Below are 21,391 nucleotides of genomic sequence, written 5' to 3' on the forward strand. Positions count from 1 at the left end.
TGCAGTGGTGGCTGCATTTGGGCTTTGGCGCGTGAACTGTGGCTGAACGCGATCAGTTGGCGCGAAGCTCGCTGGCAGACTTGATGACCTTGGCGCCATCGGGCTGTTCGATCAGGTAGGCGGGCTCATCCTTGCTGGCCTCACGCACCACTTTGGTGCCCTGCAGCGTCCGCGTCACCCGGGCGGTGAAGCGGTCGACGATCTTGCCATGGGCTTGGTGTTCGCCCCAGGTCCAGCTGACGTTTGAGCCTTTGCGCAGGTTGGCCATGGTGTGCTCCGGGTTGATGGGGACCAACTTTTGGGCCGCGCCTTGGTTCCGCGGCCAAGTATTTTGAGACCTTCGGGCGGTCTGGGGCGTTCTGTCTGTTCGATAGCTCAACAGCGAGGGATGACCAGCATGAGCCAAACTCATAGTCACGGCAGCATGATGCCGCAGGAAACCAACTTCGATAACGCCGACCAGCCCGGCATTTCGCAGCCCTATAGCCAGGCCGAAATCGAGGAACTGCTGTTCGGCGATGACCGCCCCGTGGAAGAGCGCCTGGAGCGGCTGCGCGAAATCCGCAGCGAGCTGGCCGGGCGCGAAAGCGCCGATTGGGGCGACGAGGACCCGGCGGCACTGCTTGGCGAGGTGGATCGTGCCATCGGCGCCCTGACCACCGACGAAGATAATGCCAACGACACCAACGATTACGCCAATCTGGCGCCAGCGCTGGAGCAGGAAGCGCATATCGAAAGCCTATCACCTGACGATGTCGAGGCGCGCGAGGCGATCGAGGGCCCCGACGAGGACGTTTATCTCGATGACGAGGACGAAGAGCCGGGCATCCTCGACGAGACAGAGTGGGACGACGGCGACGACTTCAAGCCCGAGCGCGGCGTGCACTAGTCCCACTTTTTCGCAGAGTGCTGGCGGCCTAAATCTGCGTGCGCGCCTTGAGCGCCTGGCTCAGCGTGCCTTCATCGAGATAGTCCAGCTCGCCGCCCACGGGAACACCGTGGGCGAGGCGGGTTATTTTTGGGCCGTCGGGACCGAGGCGATCGGTGATGTAATGGGCCGTGGTCTGGCCTTCGACGGTCGCATTCACAGCCAGCACGATCTCGCGATAGTGCGGCGCGCGAGCCAGTAATTGATCGATGGAAAGATCGTCGGGGCCAACGCCGTCCAGCGGGGACAGTACGCCCCCCAGCACATGATAACGTACGGCGCCGACGCCGGCGCGCTCGAGCGCCCACAGGTCCGCAACATCCTCGACCACGATCAGCATGCCGGTTTCGGCGCGGCGCGGATCGGCGCAGATGGCGCAGGGGCTCTGGGTATCGACATTGCCGCAGGTTTCGCAGACACGCACGGCAAGCACTGCCCGGTCCAGCGCAGCCGAAAGCGGGATCATCAACTGATCCTTCTTCTTGATCAGATGCAGCACCGCGCGGCGAGCCGAACGCGGCCCCAGCCCCGGCAGGCGGGACAGGAGTTGGATCAGCTGCTCGATTTCGGGTCCGCCGGCCATTTCCAATTCTCTGCTTCCCTTCCCCCCTTGTGGGAGAAGGTGGCGCGCAGCGCCGGATGAGGGGGCGGGACGGTGGGAAGAACCCCCTCATCCGCCCCTACAGGGCACCTTCTCCCACGAGGGGAGAAGGAAGGCGGCGGATTAAAACGGCAGCTTCATGCCCGGTGGGATCGGCAATCCCGCGGTCACTTCAGCCATGCGGGACTGGGTTTCGGCCTCGACCTTGCTCTTGGCATCGTTATGCGCGGCCAGGATCAAATCCTCCAGCACGCCGATATCGTCTTCCTTGAACAGGGACGGATCGATCTTGAGGCTCTTCATATCGCCCTTGCCGGACAACGAGACGGTGACCAGGCCACCGCCCGAGCGCCCTTCGATGACCATGTCGGCCAGTTCGGCCTGCATGGTTTCCATCTTGGCCTTCATCTCGCCGGCGGCCTTCATCATGCCCATGAGATCTTTCATTCGTCGTCCTCTTCAGGTTCTGGCGGGGCCACGGTTTCGGGCGCCACGACTACAGCGTCGTCACGCAGCTTGACATTGACCACCTTGGCGCCCGGAAATGTTTCAAGAATGGCCTGCACCAGCGGGTCTTCATGGGCCTGGTCATGGGCGGCCTTTTCGCGGGCAACACGCTCCTCGCGGACGGTCTTGCCCTCGGGCGCCTTGTTGGAGACGTTGACCAGCCAACGTTCGCCGGTCCAGGCCTGAAGCCGCGCCGAGAGCGTGGCGATAATGCCCGGATCGGTGCCGTCCACCAGGGCGACTTCTATGCTGCCCTGGCCAAACGAAACCGGCCGCATGGTGGATTCGAGCGCGATCTTGAGCACGATGTCGCGCTTGGCACCCGCCAAAGCGATCAGCTCGGCATAGGATTCGATGCGCGCCAAGGCGGAAGGCACGGCGGGCTGCGGCGCGGGCGCTGAAATCGCGGGCGCTTGCTGCTGCTGGGGAGCTTCCTGCCGCATGGCCGAGGAGCCACCCGAAGGCCCTCGCGGCGGCAATGGGGCCATCTGCGGCAAAGCCGGAGCCGGCTGATTGGACAGTTTTGCGATCACATCGTCGGGGCTTGGCAGATCGGCGGCATAGGCCAGGCGGATCAGCACCATTTCGGCGGCCTGGATGGCGTTGCCGGCACGGGCGACCTCGTCATAGCCCTTGAACAGGATTTGCCAGGCGCGGGTCAGCGCGCGCATCGGCAGCTTGCCGGCCAGATCGGCACCACGATTGCGCTCGTCGGGGGTCAGCGACACGTCGTCGGCAGCGGCCGGCACGACCTTGATGCGAGTGACCAGGTGGGTGAAATCGGCCAGATCGGCCACCAGCGTCTGCGGATCGGCGCCGGCATCGTAGAGGGCGCGCATGGTGTCGAGCGCGTCCCCGATGCGGCCTCCGAGCAGGTCCTCGAACAGGTCGATGATCCGCGCGCGGTCGCCGAGACCGAGCATGGCCTTGACGGTGGGCGCAGTGACGGCGCCGTCGCCATGGGCGATCGCCTGGTCGAGCAGGGACTGATTGTCGCGCACCGAACCTTCGCCGGCGCGCACGATCATGGCCAAGGCCTCGGGCTCGGAGGGAATGCCCTCCTTGGCCAGCAGGTCCTCCAGGTGATGGGTCATCACATCCGGCGTCACCCGGCGCAGGTCGAAGCGCTGGCAGCGGCTGAGGATGGTGACCGGCACCTTACGGATCTCGGTGGTGGCGAAGATGAACTTCACATAGGGCGGCGGCTCTTCGAGCGTCTTCAGCAGGCCATTGAAGGCCGCCGTCGAGAGCATGTGCACTTCGTCGATGATGTAGACTTTGTAGGGCGCGGAGGCCGGGGCGTATTTGACCGAGTCGATGATCTCGCGAATGTCGCCGATGCCGGTATTGGAGGCGGCGTCCATTTCGATGACGTCGACATGACGACCTTCGATGATGGCGCGGCAATGGATGCCTTCGACATCGAGATCCAGCGTCGGGTGCTTGCCGGACGCGTCCTCATAATTGAAGGCACGGGCCAAAATGCGGGCCGTCGTGGTTTTCCCCACGCCGCGCACGCCGGTGAGGATGAAGGCGTGGTGGATGCGGTTCTGCTTGAACGCATTGCCCAGCGTCTGGACCATGGCATCCTGGCCGATCAGCGTGGAAAAGCTGACCGGGCGGTATTTGCGCGCCAGGACCAGATAGGGCGACGATGGCGTGTCAGGCGAAGCCATATTGCCCTTTCGCGACCACTGTGGGGGTGAATCTGCTCACTGTCATCGGAGCATAGTAGGAGGCTGGCATCGACCCGTGAAGGTCTCGTTGGGGCTGCTTCCTTCCGGACCTGACCCGGTTGGCGAGGAACACGTCCGCGCCAACCTCCCAACGGCTATATGTGAGAGAAATGCGGCGAAGGCAAGAGGGCGGCGCTACTTCGTGTTCGCCGACGGATAGACGCCCAGGACGTGAAACTGGTCCGTGAAGAAACCCAATTCCTCGAACGCGTGCTGGACGCTGAGGTCGCTGGGATGGCCTTCGATATCGGCGTAAAACTGCGTGGCGGTGAAGGCGCCGCCCACCATGTAGCTTTCCAGCTTGGTCATGTTGACGCCATTGGTGGCAAAGCCGCCCATGGCTTTATAGAGCGCGGCGGGCACGTTGCGGACGCGGAAGACGAAGGTGGTCTTGACGCCGGGAGCCGGGGCGGCCTCGGTCTTTTCGCGCGACAGCACGAGGAAGCGCGTGGTGTTGTGGGCGGCGTCTTCGATATTTTCGGCCAGTACGTTGAGGCCATAAAGTTCACCGGCAAAGCGCGAGGCGATGGCGGCGACGGATTTGTCGGCCTTTTGCGAGACTTCGCGAGCAGAGCCGGCTGTGTCGACGGAATTGATGGTGCGGAAGCCGTGCTCGGCGATGAACTTGCGGCACTGGCCCAGGGCGACCGAGAGCGATTGCACCGATTTGACGTCGTCGAGGATTGCGCCAGGAACGGCCAGCAGGGTCATCTCGACGCGCAGGTAGGTTTCGCCAACGATATAGAGACCGCTATTGGGCAGCAGGTGATGAATATCGGTGATGCGGCCGTAGAGCGAATTTTCCACCGGGACGACGGCGAAATCGGTCTTGCCGGTCTGCACCGCCGCAATCGTCTCCTCGAAGGTGACGCAGCCGATCGCTTCCTGTCCGGGGAACACATTATTGGTGGCGGCATGGCTGAAGGCACCGGGCTCACCCTGGAAGGCAATCTTGTAGGTCATTCACACGCATCCTGATCTGATGGGCAGGCTTTTGAACCCGGCTGGATAGCGAGTCAATTGAGCGCGCCTGCCGGAGCAGGGCTAATCGGCGGTGGGGAATTGTCGCAGGCAGGAAAGGGCTGTTGCGCGGGGCGTTCCTAGATACTATCTTCCGCGCGCGCTTAGCCCGTTGTTGAGGCGATTTCGCTTGCGGAATCGAAAGTTTAGCGGGATTGGCGCATCGTCCGCAGGGGATGGACTGGCAGAGAGACCAAATGGATTCGTTCGAATTTAACAAGATCATCGGCGCCGTCCTCGGCACCCTGTTGTTCGTGATGGGCGTCGGCTTCGTTGCCGAAGCCATTTATGCACCGCGTGAAGACGTTGGGCCGGGCTATGCCCTGCCCGAGCCTGAGCCGGTTGTTGCCGCCGAAGCTGGCGCCCCGGCTGTAGCGGCAGTGCCACTGGCGACGCTGCTGGCCAGCGCCGACGCCACGCGCGGCCAGGCCGCCGTGCGCAAGTGCCAGTCGTGCCACAATTTCGGCGAGGGTGAGCCCAGCAAGCAGGGTCCGCATCTGTATGGCGTCGTCGGTCGTCCCGAAGGCAGCATCGCCGATTTCGCCTATTCGGATGGCATGAAGGCCCATAACGCCGAAGGCGATATCTGGACCTATGAGAATATCAACACCTTCATCACCGCGCCCAAGGCCTATGTCGAAGGCACCAAGATGAACTTCTCCGGCGTCAAATCGCCGGAAGAACGGGCCGACATCCTGGCCTATCTGCAGACGCTGTCGGCCACGCCGGTGCCGTTCCCGACTGCCGACGCTGCCGCTCCCGCAGCCGACGCCCCGGCGGCACCCGCTGATGCGACCGCCCCGGCAACCGGCGCCGAGCCAGCAGCGGCCACTCCGGCCGACGCTACGGCAACGCCCACTGCGACCCAGAGCGAAACGCAGGTCGAAGGTACTGCCACCACCAGTGGCACCACCGGGGCTGCGCCTGCTCCAGCGACCACTGAAGCGACGCCAGCTCCCGCCGCGACGCCTGCTCCGGCGGCGCCTGCCGCAACGCCTGCTCCGGCAGCGCCTGCTGCGACACCTGCCCCGGCGGCCACACCGGCTCCCGCTGCGGCCCCTGCCACGCCGTAAGGCCTGGTCGGGACGGCATACTGTTTTGCGAGCCGCGCCCCCGGGTGCGGCTCGATTTGTTTGAACGGGGGAGACCACGATGCTGCTGCTGCATTTGAGCGATGTCGACGAGGCGAGCTGGGCCGAAAAATTTCGTGCGGCGCTGGCCCCCTACCCCGTCGTGCGGCGCGGCGACGGTTACGATCCCAAGGCCGTGCGCTATATTTTCGTGTGGAAGCCCAAGCCTGACGCGTTCGATGGTCTGGATAACCTCACGGCCATCCTGTCGCTTGGTGCGGGCGTCGATGCGCTGCTCAAGCATCCGCACCTGCCGGATGCACCGGTGGTGCGCTTCGTCGATGAGGACCTGAGCCAGCGGATGAGCGATTATGTGGTGGCGCATGTAACCATGCATCACCGCCTCCACACGCGGTTCCAGGCCGATCAGGCGGCGCGGCGCTGGGTGCAGCTTTATCCACCGGCCGCGTCGCAGACCGTCGTCGGCATCATGGGCATGGGCGTTTTGGGGCAGGACGCCGCGCGACGGCTGTTGCCGCTGGGGTTTACCGTGCGGAGCTGGAGCCGGACGCCCAAGGCGATCGACGGCGTTGAGGGTTTTGCCGGAGCCGAGAGCTTTGACGCGTTCCTGGCCGGCACCGATATCCTGGTCAACCTGCTGCCGTTGACTCCGGACACAGCGGGCATTTTGAACGCCGATACCTTCGGCAAGCTACGGCGCGGCGGGCTCGATGGCGGGCCGGTGCTCGTCAATCCGGCGCGCGGCGGGCATCAGCGCGAGGCTGATATCGTCCGGGCCCTCGGCGATGGCACGCTGGGCGCGGCCAGCCTTGACGTGTTCGAGGTGGAACCCCTGCCAGCCGATAGCCCGCTCTGGGATATCCCCAATTGCTACATCACGCCCCATATCGCGGCGATTTCGAACGAGGAAGCCGGGGTGGCCTATTACGCGGCGATCATCAAGGCGCATGAGGCGGGCAAGCCGCTGATCAACGTGGTGGATCGCAGCCGGGGCTATTGAAGGTCCAGCGCCCAATATTGCCCGTTGAGGTCCGCGCCAAAAGAATGGTGCTTTTCCTCTTCGATCAGCTCGAACCCAGCCCCCAGATAGATGCGGCGCGCTGGGGCCAGGCAATCCTGGGTCCACAGGATGATGCGGCGATAGCCGGCAGCGCGGCTGAAGCGCACCACTTCATCCACCAGCGCCCTGCCGATCCCCAGCCCGCGAAAGGCCGGCTCGACATAGAGCATGCGCAACTGGGCGGTGCGCTCGTCGTCTGGGGCCGGCAGCACAAAGATGGAACCGGCTAGTTCGCCTGCATAGTCGGCCACCCACAGCGCCTTAGTGGCGGGGTCGGGCGCGGCATCGAATTCGGCATAGATGCGGGTAATCAGCAGTTCGAACTCGCGGTTCCAGCCCTGTTCGAGGTGATAGAGCAGGCCCTGCCGTGCGATCAACTGACCGATTTCGCCAATGCGGGGAGGCCGCAGGGTCAGTGTGCCGCCCGGCGCCGGCCCGGCCAGAATGGCCTCGATGCGGCGCATGGCGGTAACCAGATCGATCCGGCCAAGCGGATCGAGCGGCGTCAGCAGGTTTTCCGCATCAGTATCGCTGGCGGCGTTGAGGTCGCTATAGACCGTGTCGCCCTGCGGGGTCAGCGCCAAGGTGTTGGAGCGCTTGTCGGCGCCGGGAAGGCTCGCCAGCAGACCCAGATCGCTGAGGCGCCAAACCAGACGGCTCATCTGACCCCGGTCCATCGCCAAAGCCTCGCACAGTTCGCTTGCCGTGGTGGCGTTGCGCTTGCCGATTTCATGGACTACGCGCGCTTCGCTGAGGGCATAGGGGCTGTGGTGCATACCCTCTTCGAGCAGGCCGATAATGCGGGTGTAAAACCGGTTGAACGCCCGCATCGCGGCAATGTCGTCGGAAATGGTCATGATCTGTCTCGCGGTGATGTTTGACACAGTCAATTATTTAGTTGTTAAAGTCAACTATATGGGAAGATGCCAGCCCACGGCGCGGGCCGGTTTTAACGGCGCGTTAGGGTTAATGTTTTATTGCTGGGACGTCGGCGCGAGCTTGCCGAGTGGAGTGCGTCACCGTGTTGCCTGCCCCCGGTTTTGCCAGATCCGTCCGCATTTTGCTGCTTGCCGGCGTTGCCGCCGTGGCGATGGCGGGCTGCGCGATGAACAGCACGGTTTCGCCCGATTATTCCGGCCAGCCGCGCGCACAAAGCCAGCAGAGCCTTGCAGAACTGAGCGCCCGCTACAAATCCAATCCCGACGACCGCAACATTGCCATCAATTTTGCCGCCGCCTTGCGCGCCCAGGGCCAAAGCGGCCAGGCCGTCGCGGTGCTCCAGGTGAGCATGGCGCGCTATCCCAACGATGTCGAAATCAGCGTCGCCTATGCCAAGGCCCTGACGGCCGAGGGGCAGTTCGAGCAGGCATTGGCGGTGATGGACCGCTCGATCCGGCCCGACGCGCCGGACTGGAATGCGCTCTCGGTCAAGGGCGCCATTCTCGACCAGATGGGCCGCAGCCCCGAAGCGCGGCAACTCTATGGCCAGGCCTTGGCGCTCGCCCCCGGTGAGGCGTCGGTCGAAGCCAATTTTGGCCTCAGCTTCGCCATGACCAATGACCTGACCTCGGCCGAGCAGCATCTGCGCCGTGCCGTGAGCATGCGCGGCGCGACAAGCCAGATCCGGCAGAACCTGGCTCTGGTGCTGGGCCTGCAGGGGCGGTTCGACGAGTGCCGGGCAATCTATGCGGCCGAACTGCCGCCCGACCAGGTCGAGGCCAACATGGCCTATGTGCGCTCGCTGCTGACCCAGCAGAACCGCTGGGACGCCATCCCCAAAAGCTGAATGTCAGGTTAGGTAACGGCCCTCAATGGTCAGGGCAGAGCCGGTGGTGAAGCCGGATTCCGGCCCCACCAGATAGGCCACGAAGCTGGCCACCTCATGTCCTTATCCTTGCCCATGCGGCACATCAGCCACCGTCTCGGCCACCGCTTCGACATCGCCGCTATGGGCCTGGATGGCGATGGCAGTGCCGCCAGACTGATCGGTCAGGAATTACCCTATCGGATTGCCCTGAATGGCGAACACCTTGATCAGGGCGGGTGCGATGATGACGATGAACAGGACCGGCAGGAAGAACAGGATCAGCGGCACAGTCATCTTGGGTGGCAACGACGCGGCCTTCTTTTCGGCCTCCATCATGCGGGCTTCGCGGCTTTCCTCGGCCATGACGCGCAGCGCCTGGCCAACCGAGGTGCCGTAGCGATCGGCCTGGATCAGCGCCGACATCACCGCGCGCACACTGTCCAGCCCGGTGCGGCGTCCAAGGTTTTCATAGGCGCGGCTGCGATCTTCGAGGAACGACAGCTCAGCATTGGTCAGTGTCAGCTCTTCGGCAAGTTCAGCGCTTTGGCCGCCGATCTCCTTGGCCACCCGCTTGATGGCGTGTTCCACCGACATGCCGGACTCCACGCAAAGCAGCATCAGATCGAGGCAATCGGGCCAGGCGCGCTTGATCGACTTCTGCCGCTTGACCGTCGAATTCTTCAACAGGACGACGGGCAGATAGGAGCCGAGCAGGCCCGCGCCAAAGCCGTAGACCACATTGAGATAGGCTGGCCGCCCGCCGGGCGCCAGGAACAGATACCCCGTCACCAGCACGAAAATGATAAGCGGGGTGACGAAGCGCAGAAACAGGAACGTGGTCAGGTGCCCCTGCCCGCGAAAGCCGGACATGGCCAGCTTGTCGACGGTGGCGTGGTCCTGGAACGCCTTCTTGAGGTCGAAGCGCTCGACGATGTTCTTCATATAGGTCTTGGTTTCGGCCGGGCGGCGCATCGTGCCGCGAGCATCGGACGCGCCACCGCCGCGCAGGCGAGCCATTTCCTCGGCGCGCAGCTTGTCGCGTTCCAGCGCGACGCGCTTGATGCGGGTACGCATTTCGGTCTTGGTCAGGAACGAGGTGCCGAAGGTGAACACCACGGCGCCGGCCGAGATGGCGGCCAGCACCGAAATCAGGAAGTCCCGCGAGGTCAGCAGATCGATAAAGTTCATGACGGGCTCACGCTTCTGCCGGACTAAAAGTCGAATTGAACCATCTTGGTCATCACGAAAATACCAAGGCACAGCATGAAGGCACCCACGCCGGCCCAGATCATGCCGAGCTGGGTGGTCCAGAACGGCTGCAGATAGAGCGGCGAGGTCGCAGACACCAGGCCTCCGACCACGAAGGGCAGTGAGCCGATGATCATCGCCGAGGCCTTGGCTTCGGACGACATGGCCTTGATCTTCATCTTCATCTTCTTGCGGTCGCGCAGCACGCGCGCCAGGTTCCCCAAGGCTTCGCTGAGATTGCCACCGGCCTGCTGCTGCACGGTGATGACGACGACGAAGAAATTGACCTCGGGCAGCGGCACGCGGTCGAGCAACACCGAGACGGCCTCGGTCATTGACATGCCGAAGGCCTGCTGGTCAAGGATGCGGGCAAACTCGGATTTCACCGGCTCCTTGGCATCCTTGGCCACCGCGCGAATGGAATCGTTGAGCGGCAGGCCGGTCTTGACGCCGCGCACGATGGCTTCGACCGCATTGGGCAACTCGTCTAGGAACTGGTTCTGATACTTCTTGCGCTTGCGATTGATCCACATGCGCGGCAGCAGGTAAGCGCCGGCCACCGCGAAGATGGCGGCGAAATAGATCGGCACCTGCACGATGAACAGGATGACCAACAGCACCACGCCAAAAATAACGCTGTTGCGGATGAACTTGGCCGGGGTCAGCGTCATGTTGGCCTGAAACAGCAGCGCCGGCAGCGGCACGCGCTTTTTGGCATTGAGGGCGTCGGTCTGCGACTTGAGCGCCTGCTGCACGTTTTTGCGACGGGATTCGCGGACCTTGGCGGCGTCCATCTCGCGCCGGTTGACCTGGATATCGCCCTGGAACGCCTTGCGGCGCTTGTCGGCGCGGCTGCCGCCCAGCAGGTTGGGAACGAGCGCAAAGCCGGCGGCGCCGATGGCGATCATGGCCAGGAGGGCGAGGAGAAGAGGGCTCATGGCCTCACGAATCCAGCAGTTCGCGGTGCTCGGTATTGGACTTTTCCAATGCCTCGACCAGGTTAGCTTCTTCGTTGAAATATTTGGCGCGCTCGGTGAATTGCGGCTTGGTGATGCCGGTGGAGCGGTGGCGGCCCATCAGCATGCCTGAGCTGTCTTCGCCCATGATGTCGTAGAGGAACACGTCCTGGGTGACGATCACGTCGCCTTCCATGCCGAGCACTTCGGTGATGTGGGTGATGCGGCGCGAGCCGTCGCGCAGGCGGGCGGCCTGGACCACCACGTCGATGGACGAGCAGATCATTTCGCGAATGGTGCGGCTGGGCAGCGCATAGCCGCCCATGGTGATCATGGATTCAAGGCGGCTGAGGGCTTCGCGCGGGCTGTTGGCGTGCAGCGTGCCCATCGAGCCGTCATGGCCGGTGTTCATGGCCTGGAGCAGATCGAAGCTCTCGGGTCCGCGCACTTCGCCCACGATGATGCGTTCGGGGCGCATACGCAGGCAATTCTTGATCAGGTCGCGCATGGTGATTTCGCCTTCGCCCTCAAGATTGGGCGGGCGGGTTTCGAGGCGCACCACGTGCGGCTGCTGCAATTGCAATTCGGCGGAGTCTTCGCAGGTGATGACGCGCTCGTCTTTTTCGATGAAGGCGGTCATGCAGTTGAGCAGCGTGGTCTTGCCTGAGCCGGTACCGCCCGATATCAGCACATTGGCGCGCACCCGGCCCAGGATACGCAGCACCTCGGCCCCTTCGGGCGAGATCGAGCCGTATTTGACCAGTTGCTGGAGCGTCAGCTTGTCCTTCTTGAACTTACGAATGGTAAGTGCAGCGCCATCGATGGCGAGCGGCGGAGCGATGACGTTGACGCGGCTGCCGTCAGGCAAGCGGGCGTCGCAAATGGGGGAGCTTTCATCGACGCGGCGGCCGACCTGGGACACGATGCGCTGGCACACATTCATCAGGTGGGCGTCGTCGCGGAAGCGCACATTGGTGAGCTTCACCCGGCCGGCGACTTCGATGTAGCACTTCTGCGACCCATTCACCATGATGTCGGAGATGTCGTCACGGGCAAGCAGCGGCTCCAGCGGGCCATAACCCAGCACGTCGTTGCAGATGTCCTCCAGCAGGTCTTCCTGCTCGGAGATCGACATGATGATGGATTTGAGCGCGATGATTTCGGCGACGATGTCGCGGATTTCCTCGCGCGCCGCGTCCTGGTCCATGGTGGCGAGCTGGCTCAGATCGATGGAGTCGATCAGCGCGTTGAAGATCGCCGACTTGGTGGCGAAATAGTCCTTGTCGCGCTGCGCATCGACCGGGGAACGAACGTCGACCACTTCGTCATTGTTGCGCAGGCGCGCGGCGGCGCTGTCGTTGTCGCTGGCCCGGCGGACGGGTTCAGCGGTACGCGCGGGACTGGCGATCGGACGCGCGACCTCCGCGACCCCGGGGGTATTGCCGCCAAATGATGTGCGCTTGCCAAACATGAGTTCTACCGTTTCAACGTGCCGGGGTCAGAAAGTCCGATCAGGCCCGTTTCTTGAATAAGGATGACATTTTGAGGGACGAGCCCCTGCCCGCCGATTGCACCGCCTGGCGGCCCGTCACATGCAGGCCGACCGCGCGGTAGATGTCGTTGATCTTGTTGTTGGCGGAAACCTCGGCAATCATCTGCCCGTTATTGGCCGCCGTGCCGAACAGAGCCGCGTCGAACGGGATGGTGCCCAGCAGGCGGCATTCGATCGATGAGGCGAACTCGTTGGCGCTGATTTCGGGACGGCGCGGCAGACCGAACTTGTTGATGATCAGGTTTGGTGCCGTTTCGGCCGGGCGCAAAGCCTTGATGGTATCGGCCAGGTTCTTGGCATTGCGCAGGTTGGCCAGATCCGGCTCGGCCACGATCACCACTTCGTCGATAGTCGCCAGGGTATGGCGGATCCACGAGTTCCACGCATGGGGAATATCCAGCACCACGACAGGGATGGCGGTCTGGCTCAGCTCGACGATCTGCTCGAAATCGCGCTCCTCGAAATCATAGGTGCGGTCAAGCGTGACCGGCGCGGTCAGCAGGTTGATATGGTTGGCGGCCTTGCTCATCAGGCGATCGAGCATGGTCTGGTCGAGCTTCTGGTTGACGTTCAGCGCGTCTGCGAGGCCATGCGGCGGATCCTGGTTGAAATTCAGCCCGGCCGTGCCAAAGGCCAGGTCCATGTCGAGGATCAGTGCATCCTGGCGCAGCGACTGCGAGATGGCCCAAGCCACGTTGTGCGCGACGGTGGACGAGCCGGCGCCCCCCTTGGCCGACACAAAGCCGACCGTGCGCCCGATGGGAGCCGCGTTTTCGGAGGCGAAGAGCTCGGTGATGGCGGTGACGATCGACTGGGCGGAAGCGGGCAGCACGATATATTCGGAGACGCCGCCGCGGATCAGCTCGCGATACAGCATCACGTCATTGACGTGGCCGAGCAGGATCAGGCGCGTCGAGGCATCGCAGACCTCGGCCAGGCGGGCCAGCGCCCCGGGAATCTCGCCGGGTGGCAGGGTGGTTTCCACCATGATGAGGTTGGGCGTCGGGTTGGACTTGTAGGTTTCGATGGCCCCATCGAGGCCGCCATTATGCGTGGTCAGCGCGACCTTGGACATGCGGCGGTCATGGATGGCGCTTTCCACCAGTTGGGCGGTCTGGGAATGCTCGCAAAAGGCCTGGATGGTGATGCGCGGGATCAGCCGGGCGCCGCCAGCGATTTCCGCCGCCGGCTCTTCGACCGTTTTGGGCTCGGGGTTGAGAAAACTCATGACAACCTATTCTCCTTGATACCGGTTGCCCGGAGCATTGCGTCCATTGCCGTCCGCACGGGGATCAGTCGAGCACGAAGCCGACCGAGCCCTTGAAGCCACCGCGCATACCGGGCTGGCCGCCCACGCCATATTGGGTTTCCATCCGCCCGAGGAACATCGCTTCGGCATCCGAGGCGGTGACGCTGCGGTCAGTGGGCAGTTCAGGCGCCTGGCGGGTTGCGCTCACCAGATAGGGGGTAACCATGATCACCAATTCGGTCTGCGAGCTGATATATTCGCGCGAGCGGAACAATGCGCCCAGGATCGGAATATTGCCCAGGCCCGGCAATTGCTGGATGCGCTGGCGCACATTGTCCTGCAGCAGGCCGCCGATCGACAGGGTCGAGCCGGGCGGCAGCTCGACCGAAGTCTTGGTGCTGCGATCGGTCAGGGCATTGGAGCCGGCTTGCAGTTCGGACACGCCGGTATCCACGAGCAGGCCGATCTGGCCGTTGGACTTGACCGTCGGGGTAAAATTGAGCGTGACGCCATAGTCCTTGTAGGTAACGTTCTGGCCGCCATTGCCATCGGAGGTGTAAATCGGGAACTGGCCGCCGGCCTTGAATTCGGCCGGCTGTCCCGAGACCGCCGTCAGCGTCGGCTGCGCCAGGATACGCAGGGCGCCACGGTCTTCCAGTGCCTGGATCGAGGCGTTGATATTGACACTCCCGAGCGGGAAGGCACCAGCCACCGAATTGTTGGCCATGCTGCCGGGCGACGAGACGTCGGCCATGGCATTGTTGAAGCCGAAGCTCGAGCCACCGATGGTCATCGTGCCGGACAGGTTGATGCCGAGCTGCTTGGCAACATCGCGGCGGATTTCCGAGACAGTGACCTGCAACATGACCTGCTGGCCGCCGCCGACGTCGAGCACGCTGGCGACGTTCTTGGGATCGCCGGCATACTGGACGGCAATCGCCATGGCGCGATCGAGGTCTTCGCTCGACTGCACCATGCCCGAGAGCACGACACGGTTGGTCTCGTCACCCAAGGTAACGGAATCGACCTGGATATGGGAGCCAGGCAGGATGCGCGCCAATGCGCCTTCCAGCGCCTCGCCGACCTGGGATGGCTCCTTGGCGACGCGCAGATCGAGGACCGCGATGGCCTGACCCTGTGCGTTGAGGAAGAGGATATTGGTGTTGCCGCCCAACACGCCCTGGATGATGGCGCGGCGCGAGGTGCGCATGATGGCGCCGGCCACCGAGGGCTGGGAGACGATGACTTCGGACACATCGGCCGGCAGGTCGAGGATCATCGACTTGTTGGTCTCGAGCGCTACGCTGCGGGTGCGGCCGAAATCGGCAATGGTCATCTGCGCCTGCTGCTGGGCATAGGCGCTGGAGGTGCCCAGCGCGGAGCCCGCGAGCAGGGCGCCGAGCAGCACGGCGGCAAGGCCGGCGCGGCGCAGGGTGGAGCGAGGATAGTTTGAAACGGTGAACATGATGATCTCCTCGCGCCTACTGGACCGTGACCTGGGGCTGGACCGGTGGCGGCAATATCACCCGCGGCGCGGCGGGCGCGGCATAGGCCGCAGGCTCCACGGCGGCGGGCTGTTCGCCCTCCGGCTGGCGGGACACGCCGGACATGACGCTTTGTTCCTGCCCGAACCGGATGAGGCGGACCGACGTCGTGGTAGCGTCCCGCGAGGCGATCGTGGCATCGTCGAAATCGGTGACCGAGCGCAGCGACAGCGACAGGGTGCCGCGCGACACGGCGTTGACCAGGGTTTCAGCCTGGCCGGGGGTGAGTTCGAGCGTAGCGATGGAATTGTCGACGAAAACCTGCGCCTGGGGCCCGGCTTCCGCATCGGCATCCGCCGCGCCGCCCGAGGCCCCCACTTCGCCGAGGCGGTTGCCAATCGCCAGCACGCGCACATTGGACAACACGACTTCGGACACCTGTCCCTGCTCAGTCGAATGGGAGAGCAGCACATCGACATGATCGTTGGGCACGATATAGCCGCCGGCGCTGGAGGAGGCAACGACCGGCACCGAGACGCCGCGCATGCCCTTGCTCAGCACTGCCGACAGGTAGCCCTGCTCGCTGCGGACCAGCTTCTGCTCGCGGATCGGCTCGCCGGGGAAAAATTCAAAGCGCGCCACCGCGCCGGTCAGCACCGTGGGGGCATCGGGCATGGCGGTGATGGTCACATATTCGGGGCGGATCGCGCCTTCGGGCCAGTCCTGCCACGCCACGGTATCGGCGGTGAGCCGTTCGCCCATGCCGATCTGGCCCTTGGCCACCAGGATCTGGGTTTTGGCTTCCTGCTGGATCACTTCGTTGGTGACGACCTGCGTGGTGGGCGCAGAGCCGCCCCGGGTCACCAGGAATGCCGCCAGCCCGCCAGCGACGATCGCCACGAGCAACAGGATAATACGCGCCGGTTTCATTACTCACTCCGGTTCTGTGGCGCACCGCGCCCAACCCACCGGGGGAACTCTCTACTTAAAGGGTCAAAGTTTGGTTAACCGGAGCTTTGCAGTTGCGGTTACCGATCTGTAAATATTTGCATTTTGCAAACAAGAGCGGGAATAATGGCCTTCAGCCCGATACTGATCGGCAAAACCAGATGCAAGAAACAACCGTCCCGCAGCAAATGTTCAGGCAGTAAGTTGCTGAAAGATTACCGAGTTGGAATAAACAATCATGCCCGCCGCCGCCATGGCAATGCCATAGGGGACGCCTGATTTCGGATTGTGCAGGCGTTCGAGCCAGGTGTAGCGCGCCAGGAACGGCGTCAGCGGAATCCCGCGCAGACCCAGTATCGCCAGGGTCAGCACACCGCCGAGCATGCCGGCGTAAACCACGAACATCGGCGTCAGACCGTAGCCCAGCCACAACGTGGTCGCCGCCGCCAGCTTGGCGTCACCGCCGCCGATCCAGCGCAGGGCAAACAGGGTGAAGCCGACGGCCAGCACCAACAGTGCGCACATCACATGTAGCGCCAATTGCTGCAGCGGCAGGTTGATGGCGATGGCCACAATGAAGAAGCCGGCGACCAGCAGCAGCACCAGCTTATTGGAAATTTTCATCGTTAGCAGGTCGGACGATGCCGCCAGGGCCATGCCAAAGGGAAAGAACAGCAGTGCGATGGTTGACATGACGGCGCCTCGGAACCTTGCGGGTTTAGCCCGCTTGGCTCGATTTTGAGGCAAGCGCATTAAGGAAGCACCAATGAAAAAGGGGAGAAGCAATATTGCTTCTCCCCTTTTGGATCCGTTGCCATCACGCTCTATGGTCGGCTGCGCTTGGCAACTGACCCGCTTATCAAGCGGCCGGGACGGTAACGTTCAGGCGGCCAGCGATATTGGTGAACAACGTGCCGAGGTTGCCGCCGACCAGGGTAGCCGCAGCAATCAGAGCCACGGAAATCAGCGCGGCGATCAGGCCGTATTCGATAGCGGTTGCACCGGACTCGTCCTGCGCAAATTGTGCAAAAATCTTCTTCATAGTGGCTCCTTGCTCACGTCATCCAGTGACGCCATGGTTCGACACGTCACACATCGAACTTGAGGCAACGTTATTCGCCAGTTCTTGAAATTGCGTTAATCGCCGCGAGCTTGCCGATCATCTAATTCGCATTTTATTATTATTTTCAAAGGCTTAACAGAATACGTCGCCTTTTAACGAAACCACGACCCTGTGGGCTATAGTACTGACAAGTCCAGTAATACTGCCGAAATCCTGCAAAATAGTGGACCACCGGACGAATGGCGGCAGCGAGCAAAGCATAACCAAAGATACCCCGCCAACGATGACTACGACGCTTTGTTTGCCAATTATTCACCATTCCACGCGAAAATGCCAAGTCGTAGCGTATCCGTTTCCGGAAGAGTTCCATGGCCAAGTTCACCGCTCTCGTGCTGCTGCTTTCCCTGGCACTGGCGGCGAGCCCCGTTTCGGCATGGGCGGAGGAAGATGCACCGATCACCGTCAATGTGAACATGGCTCGGGTGCTGCGCATCAACTCCCCCGCGGCGACGGTGATCGTCGGCAATCCCGGCATTGCCGATGTGACCATCCAGGACCCGCAGACCCTGGTGCTGACCGGCAAGAGCTTTGGCCAGACCAACCTGATCGTGCTCGACGGCAATGGCAATCCGGTCGCCGACACGCTGATCGACGTCGTGCAGCTGCAGGCCGGCACGATGACGGTCTATCAGGGCGCCGCGCGCACGAGCCTGGCCTGTGCGCCGGTATGCCAGCCCACCATCATGCTGGGCGACGAGAACACCTTCACCAGCACGCAGGTCGACTCCGCCAATATGATCAAGAGCACCGCCGGGCAATAGCAGCCGCAACTACGGGGTTCGCCTTAACTCGCAGTTAACTGGGTCGTCGCTTTTAGCGGATCGTCGCGGCCATTGCTAACCACCGATTAGCCATAGCGCCCTAACGTTCAAGCGTTAGAAACCGGCGCGTCCCAATGACCCATTCGCTTGCATCGCTGATCGGCCGCTCGCTCGCGGCCCCATTGGCCCGCTTCTGGCGCGACGAAAGCGGCGTCACCGCGATCGAGTTCGGCATTCTGGCGACGCCCTTTTTCGCCATTTTGGGGGCGATCCTGGAGACCTCCGTGGTGTTCCTGTCCAGCGCCGTGCTGGACAGCGCCGTGCTCGATGCCAGCCGGCAAATCCGCACCGGTCAATTGCAGGCGCAGAACTACACCGTGGCCAAGTTCGAGGATTTGATCTGCAACCGGCTCTATGGGCTGTTCCAGGACTGTCACGCACTGCAAGTGCGCGTGTCGACCGTCAGCAATTTCACGTCGGCGACTATCACACCACCACTTTCCACCACCTGCACGACAACCTGCCCCTGGGTGCTGACCGAGGACTTCAATGGGGGACAGGGCTCGAGCACGGTAATCGTGCAGGTCTATTACAAATGGCCCATCATCCTGCGCATGGGGGCATTCGCCTCTAACGATCAGCCCGATGGCACGCGCCTGCTGGGCGCCGTGCAGGTATTCCGCAACGAGCCCTTCTCGTCATGAGCCTATTGCGGCGCCTGCGCAGGATCATCGGGCAGTTTCGCGACGATGCCACAGGCGTCGCGGCGGTGGAATTCGCGCTGGTCGTGCCCGTCATGCTGCTGCTTTATGTGGGCAGCGTCGAGGCCAGCTCGATGATTTCGGTGGATCGTCGGGTGCAGACGGTGGCCGGCTCCATGGGCGACCTGGTGTCGCGCTCCAATGTCAAAATTGCCGCCTGCGATATCAAGGACTTCTTTCAGGCCTCCGCGGGGATCATGGCCCCCTATTCCAGCACGCCGCTGCAACAGGTGGTCAGCTCGATTTTCGTCAAGTCGGATGGCACGACCGAAGTCAAATGGTCCAAGAGCGCCGGCGGCGCAACGGCGCTGACGGTGGGGGCGGCCTATCCCCTGCCCGCCGCGATGACCAATATCTCGGCCAGTGCCTACGTGATCGTGGCCACCGCGTCCTACGCCTATACGCCGATTACCAGCATCGTCTACAATCAGCCGGTCCAGCTCCGGCGCGAGAATTTCTACCTGCCCCGCTTCGGCGGCAGCATCGTCGTCGACCCCGACAACACCACCGGCTGCTAGCCCCGTCGATCCCCATCCAGCCGAAAAATGGACCGCTCCATCGGCGACAGCGTTTGCGCCTGTTCGCCGCTTGCACGCCCGCATGGCCCATGCCACAAGCCGGGGAGTTTCCCCTCTCGCGATGGTCAAGAAAATGGACGATACGCTTATTCCCGTGTTCGATCTGGGCGGCGTCTTCGTCGACTGGAACCCGATGTATCTGTTCCGCAAGCTCTTCGAGACCGAGGAGGATGCGCAGTGGTTCAAGGACAATATCTGCACACTGGACTGGAACCTGGAATTCGACGCCGGCGAGATCTATTCCGAAGGCGTCGCCAAGCTGATTACGCGCTTTCCCAAATACTGGCGCGAAATCCAGGCCTTCGACCTGCGCTGGAAGGAAACCCTGGGCGAGTTCATCCAGGGCACGATCGACATCCATGACGAATTGATCGCCGAGGAAATTCCCACCTTTGCCATCACCAATTTCTCCTGGGAGAAGTGGGTGAGCTGTTTGCCCGAATGGCCGTTCCTCGAAAAGTTCGATGGCGTGATCGTGTCGGGCCTCGAGGGTCTGGTGAAGCCCGATCCGCGTCTCTACCGGGTGTTCTGCGAACGCTACGGTATCGCGCCGGAAAACTGCGTATTCATCGATGACAGCGAGCCCAATATCGTTTCGGCCCGCAAGTTCGGCATGAAGGGCATCCACTTCACCGATCCCAAGAGCCTGCGCAAGGAACTGATCGCGCTGGGGCTGCCGCTCAAGGGATGATAGGGTCGGCCCATTGCCGATTTGGAGATGGGCCGATGACTTTGCTTTCCAGCCTGCGCGCCGCAACCCTGGGCCTCATGCTCGTCGTGGGCCTAAGCCAGGCCGCCATGGCCCAGGAGACAATCGTGGAGGCACTGGGCGTTCCCGGCCCCATCGATTTCCTGGGCGACAGCTATGGGCTGTCCTGGACCTCGCATCCGACGCCTGACTACTTCAAGCAGGAATACCTGCAGCAAGGGCAGCAGTCGGAGAGCTATGAGGCCATGTTCATGCTGGATGCGATAACCAGCGCGGCGACTCCGCAAGGTGCGGCCGACGGCCAGATCGCCGGGCTGGAACAGCGCAAGGCGAGCGATCCGATGGTCAACTACAAGCAGATCAGCAACCCGGACACCGGCGAGGTCATCCTCGATTTCTTGCTCAGCGACGACAGCGGCCCAACCCCGATCCTGGAATGGAACGCCTATCGCTATACCAAGCTGGGGGACGGCATTGCGCTTTTCGCCATCAGCCGCCGCGCCTATGGCGACGATGTCGAAGCGTTCATCGGCCAGTTGAGCCAGATGCGGCAGGACAATATCAGTGCCCTGGCGGAGCTCGACCTGCCACCGGTCACGCCAGCCGAATAGTTACTTGGTCCCGTACATGCGGTCGCCGGCATCGCCGAGGCCGGGGATGATATAGCCCTTCTCGTTGAGGTGGCTGTCGATCGCGGCGGTGAAGATCGGCACGTCGGGCTGGGCCTCGCTGAAGTTCTTGATACCCTCGGGCGCCGCCAGCAGGCAAAGAAAACGGATATCGTTAGCGCCGCGTTCCTTGAGCTTTTCAATCGCCGCGGTCGCCGAATTGCCGGTCGCCAGCATCGGATCGACCACGATGATCAGCCGGTTGGCCAAATCGGCCGGGGCTTTAAAGTAATATTCCACCGGCTCCAGCGTTTCGTGGTCGCGATAGAGCCCGATATGGGCGACGCGCGCTGCCGGCACCAGGTCGAGCATGCCATCGAGCAGGCCATTGCCGGCGCGCAGGATCGAGGCGAACACCAGTTTCTTGCCCTTGATCGCAGGGCTGTCCATCAGCGCCATCGGCGTCTCGATGGGGATCATCTCCAGCTCCAGATCGCGCGTCACCTCGTAGCACATCAGGTGGGCGATCTCGCGCAGCAGCCGGCGGAACCCCGCGATCGAGGTCTCCTTGTTGCGCATGATGGTCAGCTTGTGCTGGATCAGCGGGTGATCGATGACGGTCACGTTCGGGCGGCTGACATCATTCATCGGTTGATCCAATCAG

Annotated in this window: 24 protein-coding genes and 1 other RNA gene; 9 read left to right on the forward strand and 16 right to left on the reverse strand. The window is 62.8% G+C overall.

Annotated features, from left to right (window positions below; genetic code table 11):
- Nucleotides 1-52: 52 nt before the first annotated feature.
- Complete coding sequence (locus tag ABIB57_RS13430; protein WP_354041481.1) at nucleotides 53-268, reverse strand: hypervirulence associated TUDOR domain-containing protein; 216 nt, start codon at nucleotides 266-268, stop codon at nucleotides 53-55.
- A gap of 129 nt (nucleotides 269-397) precedes the next feature.
- On the opposite strand from ABIB57_RS13430, the gene ABIB57_RS13435 reads away from it, so the two are divergent.
- A complete protein-coding gene (locus ABIB57_RS13435; RefSeq protein ID WP_354041483.1) occupies nucleotides 398-889 on the forward strand; it encodes a hypothetical protein in 492 nt (163 codons plus the stop codon).
- 28 nt (nucleotides 890-917) lie between these two features.
- Here the strand turns inward: ABIB57_RS13435 and recR are convergent, their stop codons facing one another.
- The 5 genes from recR to ABIB57_RS13460 all read right to left on the reverse strand — a co-directional run bounded on the left by recR (nucleotide 918) and on the right by ABIB57_RS13460 (nucleotide 4,735).
- Nucleotides 918-1,511: a recombination mediator RecR gene (gene recR, locus ABIB57_RS13440; RefSeq protein WP_354041484.1), complete on the reverse strand. Its 594-nt coding sequence runs from the start codon at nucleotides 1,509-1,511 to the stop codon at nucleotides 918-920.
- A gap of 141 nt (nucleotides 1,512-1,652) precedes the next feature.
- Nucleotides 1,653-1,976, reverse strand: a complete 324-nt coding sequence (locus tag ABIB57_RS13445; protein WP_354041486.1) for a YbaB/EbfC family nucleoid-associated protein — start codon at nucleotides 1,974-1,976, stop codon at nucleotides 1,653-1,655.
- Nucleotides 1,973-3,712, reverse strand: a complete 1,740-nt coding sequence (locus ABIB57_RS13450) for a DNA polymerase III subunit gamma/tau (RefSeq protein WP_354041487.1) — start codon at nucleotides 3,710-3,712, stop codon at nucleotides 1,973-1,975. Before ABIB57_RS13450 ends, ABIB57_RS13445 begins: the two co-directional genes overlap by 4 nt.
- A gap of 54 nt (nucleotides 3,713-3,766) precedes the next feature.
- An RNA gene (ffs, locus tag ABIB57_RS13455) (signal recognition particle sRNA small type) lies at nucleotides 3,767-3,862 on the reverse strand.
- Between the two features lie 45 nt (nucleotides 3,863-3,907).
- Nucleotides 3,908-4,735, reverse strand: coding sequence for a prephenate dehydratase (locus ABIB57_RS13460; protein WP_354041488.1), 828 nt, complete (start codon nucleotides 4,733-4,735; stop codon nucleotides 3,908-3,910).
- Between the two features lie 254 nt (nucleotides 4,736-4,989).
- On the opposite strand from ABIB57_RS13460, the gene ABIB57_RS13465 reads away from it, so the two are divergent.
- Entirely contained in the window at nucleotides 4,990-5,865 is an 876-nt protein-coding gene (locus ABIB57_RS13465) for a c-type cytochrome (RefSeq protein ID WP_354041490.1), read from the forward strand.
- A 79-nt stretch (nucleotides 5,866-5,944) separates the two neighbouring features.
- Nucleotides 5,945-6,883, forward strand: a complete 939-nt coding sequence (locus ABIB57_RS13470; RefSeq protein WP_354041491.1) for a 2-hydroxyacid dehydrogenase — start codon at nucleotides 5,945-5,947, stop codon at nucleotides 6,881-6,883.
- Here ABIB57_RS13470 and ABIB57_RS13475 read toward each other — a convergent pair.
- Complete coding sequence (locus tag ABIB57_RS13475) at nucleotides 6,877-7,800, reverse strand: bifunctional helix-turn-helix transcriptional regulator/GNAT family N-acetyltransferase (protein ID WP_354041493.1); 924 nt, start codon at nucleotides 7,798-7,800, stop codon at nucleotides 6,877-6,879. The two genes, ABIB57_RS13470 and ABIB57_RS13475, sit on opposite strands and share 7 nt — an antisense overlap.
- Before the next feature lie 164 nt (nucleotides 7,801-7,964).
- On the opposite strand from ABIB57_RS13475, the gene ABIB57_RS13480 reads away from it, so the two are divergent.
- Complete coding sequence (locus ABIB57_RS13480; RefSeq protein WP_354041494.1) at nucleotides 7,965-8,729, forward strand: tetratricopeptide repeat protein; 765 nt, start codon at nucleotides 7,965-7,967, stop codon at nucleotides 8,727-8,729.
- A gap of 210 nt (nucleotides 8,730-8,939) precedes the next feature.
- On the opposite strand, the gene ABIB57_RS13490 is transcribed toward ABIB57_RS13480, so the two are convergent.
- The 8 genes from ABIB57_RS13490 to ABIB57_RS13525 form a co-directional block, all read right to left on the reverse strand.
- Nucleotides 8,940-9,938 carry a type II secretion system F family protein gene (locus ABIB57_RS13490; protein ID WP_354041497.1) on the reverse strand — a complete coding sequence of 333 codons (999 nt, stop codon included), beginning with the start codon at nucleotides 9,936-9,938 and terminating at the stop codon, nucleotides 8,940-8,942.
- 23 nt (nucleotides 9,939-9,961) lie between these two features.
- On the reverse strand, nucleotides 9,962-10,936 hold the full coding sequence (locus ABIB57_RS13495) for a type II secretion system F family protein (RefSeq protein WP_354041499.1): 975 nt from the start codon (nucleotides 10,934-10,936) through the stop codon (nucleotides 9,962-9,964).
- Between the two features lie 4 nt (nucleotides 10,937-10,940).
- Entirely contained in the window at nucleotides 10,941-12,425 is a 1,485-nt protein-coding gene (locus tag ABIB57_RS13500; protein ID WP_354041500.1) for a TadA family conjugal transfer-associated ATPase, read from the reverse strand.
- A 40-nt stretch (nucleotides 12,426-12,465) separates the two neighbouring features.
- Nucleotides 12,466-13,734 carry a CpaE/TadZ family protein gene (locus ABIB57_RS13505; protein WP_354041501.1) on the reverse strand — a complete coding sequence of 423 codons (1,269 nt, stop codon included), beginning with the start codon at nucleotides 13,732-13,734 and terminating at the stop codon, nucleotides 12,466-12,468.
- Between the two features lie 64 nt (nucleotides 13,735-13,798).
- Nucleotides 13,799-15,220: a type II and III secretion system protein family protein gene (locus tag ABIB57_RS13510; protein WP_354041502.1), complete on the reverse strand. Its 1,422-nt coding sequence runs from the start codon at nucleotides 15,218-15,220 to the stop codon at nucleotides 13,799-13,801.
- 16 nt (nucleotides 15,221-15,236) lie between these two features.
- On the reverse strand, nucleotides 15,237-16,169 hold the full coding sequence (cpaB, locus tag ABIB57_RS13515; protein ID WP_354041503.1) for a Flp pilus assembly protein CpaB: 933 nt from the start codon (nucleotides 16,167-16,169) through the stop codon (nucleotides 15,237-15,239).
- 210 nt (nucleotides 16,170-16,379) lie between these two features.
- Nucleotides 16,380-16,880, reverse strand: coding sequence for an A24 family peptidase (locus tag ABIB57_RS13520; protein ID WP_354041504.1), 501 nt, complete (start codon nucleotides 16,878-16,880; stop codon nucleotides 16,380-16,382).
- A 166-nt stretch (nucleotides 16,881-17,046) separates the two neighbouring features.
- Nucleotides 17,047-17,229, reverse strand: a complete 183-nt coding sequence (locus ABIB57_RS13525; RefSeq protein WP_354041506.1) for a Flp family type IVb pilin — start codon at nucleotides 17,227-17,229, stop codon at nucleotides 17,047-17,049.
- A 389-nt stretch (nucleotides 17,230-17,618) separates the two neighbouring features.
- Here ABIB57_RS13525 and ABIB57_RS13530 point away from each other — a divergent pair, with 389 nt between their 5' ends.
- From ABIB57_RS13530 to ABIB57_RS13550, 5 genes are all read left to right on the forward strand, one after another.
- The gene (locus tag ABIB57_RS13530; RefSeq protein WP_354041507.1) at nucleotides 17,619-18,071 is read left to right on the forward strand and encodes a pilus assembly protein N-terminal domain-containing protein; all 453 of its coding nucleotides are present in this window, start codon (nucleotides 17,619-17,621) and stop codon (nucleotides 18,069-18,071) included.
- A 134-nt stretch (nucleotides 18,072-18,205) separates the two neighbouring features.
- Entirely contained in the window at nucleotides 18,206-18,775 is a 570-nt protein-coding gene (locus ABIB57_RS13535; protein ID WP_354041509.1) for a TadE/TadG family type IV pilus assembly protein, read from the forward strand.
- The gene (locus ABIB57_RS13540) at nucleotides 18,772-19,350 is read left to right on the forward strand and encodes a TadE/TadG family type IV pilus assembly protein (RefSeq protein WP_354041510.1); all 579 of its coding nucleotides are present in this window, start codon (nucleotides 18,772-18,774) and stop codon (nucleotides 19,348-19,350) included. Before ABIB57_RS13535 ends, ABIB57_RS13540 begins: the two co-directional genes overlap by 4 nt.
- Before the next feature lie 133 nt (nucleotides 19,351-19,483).
- Entirely contained in the window at nucleotides 19,484-20,101 is a 618-nt protein-coding gene (locus tag ABIB57_RS13545) for an HAD family hydrolase (RefSeq protein ID WP_354041511.1), read from the forward strand.
- 35 nt (nucleotides 20,102-20,136) lie between these two features.
- Nucleotides 20,137-20,730 carry an HI_0983 family protein gene (locus ABIB57_RS13550; protein WP_354041512.1) on the forward strand — a complete coding sequence of 198 codons (594 nt, stop codon included), beginning with the start codon at nucleotides 20,137-20,139 and terminating at the stop codon, nucleotides 20,728-20,730.
- On the opposite strand, the gene upp is transcribed toward ABIB57_RS13550, so the two are convergent.
- Entirely contained in the window at nucleotides 20,731-21,375 is a 645-nt protein-coding gene (upp, locus tag ABIB57_RS13555; protein ID WP_354041514.1) for a uracil phosphoribosyltransferase, read from the reverse strand.
- Nucleotides 21,376-21,391 lie beyond the last annotated feature (16 nt).

Origin of the sequence: Devosia sp. UYZn731 (genome assembly GCF_040546795.1) — a bacterium.
GTDB lineage: Bacteria > Pseudomonadota > Alphaproteobacteria > Rhizobiales > Devosiaceae > Devosia.

Coding starts and splice junctions, on each gene's coding strand:
- ABIB57_RS13540 (WP_354041510.1), top strand. CDS start 18,772: ATGAGCCTATTGCGGCGCCTGCGCAGGATCATCGGGCAGTTTCGCGAC.
- ABIB57_RS13510 (WP_354041502.1), bottom strand. CDS start 15,220: ATGTTCACCGTTTCAAACTATCCTCGCTCCACCCTGCGCCGCGCCGGC.
- ABIB57_RS13490 (WP_354041497.1), bottom strand. CDS start 9,938: ATGAACTTTATCGATCTGCTGACCTCGCGGGACTTCCTGATTTCGGTG.
- ABIB57_RS13530 (WP_354041507.1), top strand. CDS start 17,619: ATGGCCAAGTTCACCGCTCTCGTGCTGCTGCTTTCCCTGGCACTGGCG.
- ABIB57_RS13450 (WP_354041487.1), bottom strand. CDS start 3,712: ATGGCTTCGCCTGACACGCCATCGTCGCCCTATCTGGTCCTGGCGCGC.
- ABIB57_RS13460 (WP_354041488.1), bottom strand. CDS start 4,735: ATGACCTACAAGATTGCCTTCCAGGGTGAGCCCGGTGCCTTCAGCCAT.
- ABIB57_RS13435 (WP_354041483.1), top strand. CDS start 398: ATGAGCCAAACTCATAGTCACGGCAGCATGATGCCGCAGGAAACCAAC.
- ABIB57_RS13500 (WP_354041500.1), bottom strand. CDS start 12,425: ATGTTTGGCAAGCGCACATCATTTGGCGGCAATACCCCCGGGGTCGCG.
- ABIB57_RS13505 (WP_354041501.1), bottom strand. CDS start 13,734: ATGAGTTTTCTCAACCCCGAGCCCAAAACGGTCGAAGAGCCGGCGGCG.
- ABIB57_RS13525 (WP_354041506.1), bottom strand. CDS start 17,229: ATGAAGAAGATTTTTGCACAATTTGCGCAGGACGAGTCCGGTGCAACC.
- recR (WP_354041484.1), bottom strand. CDS start 1,511: ATGGCCGGCGGACCCGAAATCGAGCAGCTGATCCAACTCCTGTCCCGC.
- cpaB (WP_354041503.1), bottom strand. CDS start 16,169: ATGAAACCGGCGCGTATTATCCTGTTGCTCGTGGCGATCGTCGCTGGC.
- ABIB57_RS13520 (WP_354041504.1), bottom strand. CDS start 16,880: ATGTCAACCATCGCACTGCTGTTCTTTCCCTTTGGCATGGCCCTGGCG.
- ABIB57_RS13495 (WP_354041499.1), bottom strand. CDS start 10,936: ATGAGCCCTCTTCTCCTCGCCCTCCTGGCCATGATCGCCATCGGCGCC.
- ABIB57_RS13545 (WP_354041511.1), top strand. CDS start 19,484: ATGGACGATACGCTTATTCCCGTGTTCGATCTGGGCGGCGTCTTCGTC.
- ABIB57_RS13465 (WP_354041490.1), top strand. CDS start 4,990: ATGGATTCGTTCGAATTTAACAAGATCATCGGCGCCGTCCTCGGCACC.
- upp (WP_354041514.1), bottom strand. CDS start 21,375: ATGAATGATGTCAGCCGCCCGAACGTGACCGTCATCGATCACCCGCTG.
- ABIB57_RS13550 (WP_354041512.1), top strand. CDS start 20,137: ATGACTTTGCTTTCCAGCCTGCGCGCCGCAACCCTGGGCCTCATGCTC.
- ABIB57_RS13535 (WP_354041509.1), top strand. CDS start 18,206: ATGACCCATTCGCTTGCATCGCTGATCGGCCGCTCGCTCGCGGCCCCA.
- ABIB57_RS13470 (WP_354041491.1), top strand. CDS start 5,945: ATGCTGCTGCTGCATTTGAGCGATGTCGACGAGGCGAGCTGGGCCGAA.
- ABIB57_RS13445 (WP_354041486.1), bottom strand. CDS start 1,976: ATGAAAGATCTCATGGGCATGATGAAGGCCGCCGGCGAGATGAAGGCC.
- ABIB57_RS13475 (WP_354041493.1), bottom strand. CDS start 7,800: ATGACCATTTCCGACGACATTGCCGCGATGCGGGCGTTCAACCGGTTT.
- ABIB57_RS13430 (WP_354041481.1), bottom strand. CDS start 268: ATGGCCAACCTGCGCAAAGGCTCAAACGTCAGCTGGACCTGGGGCGAA.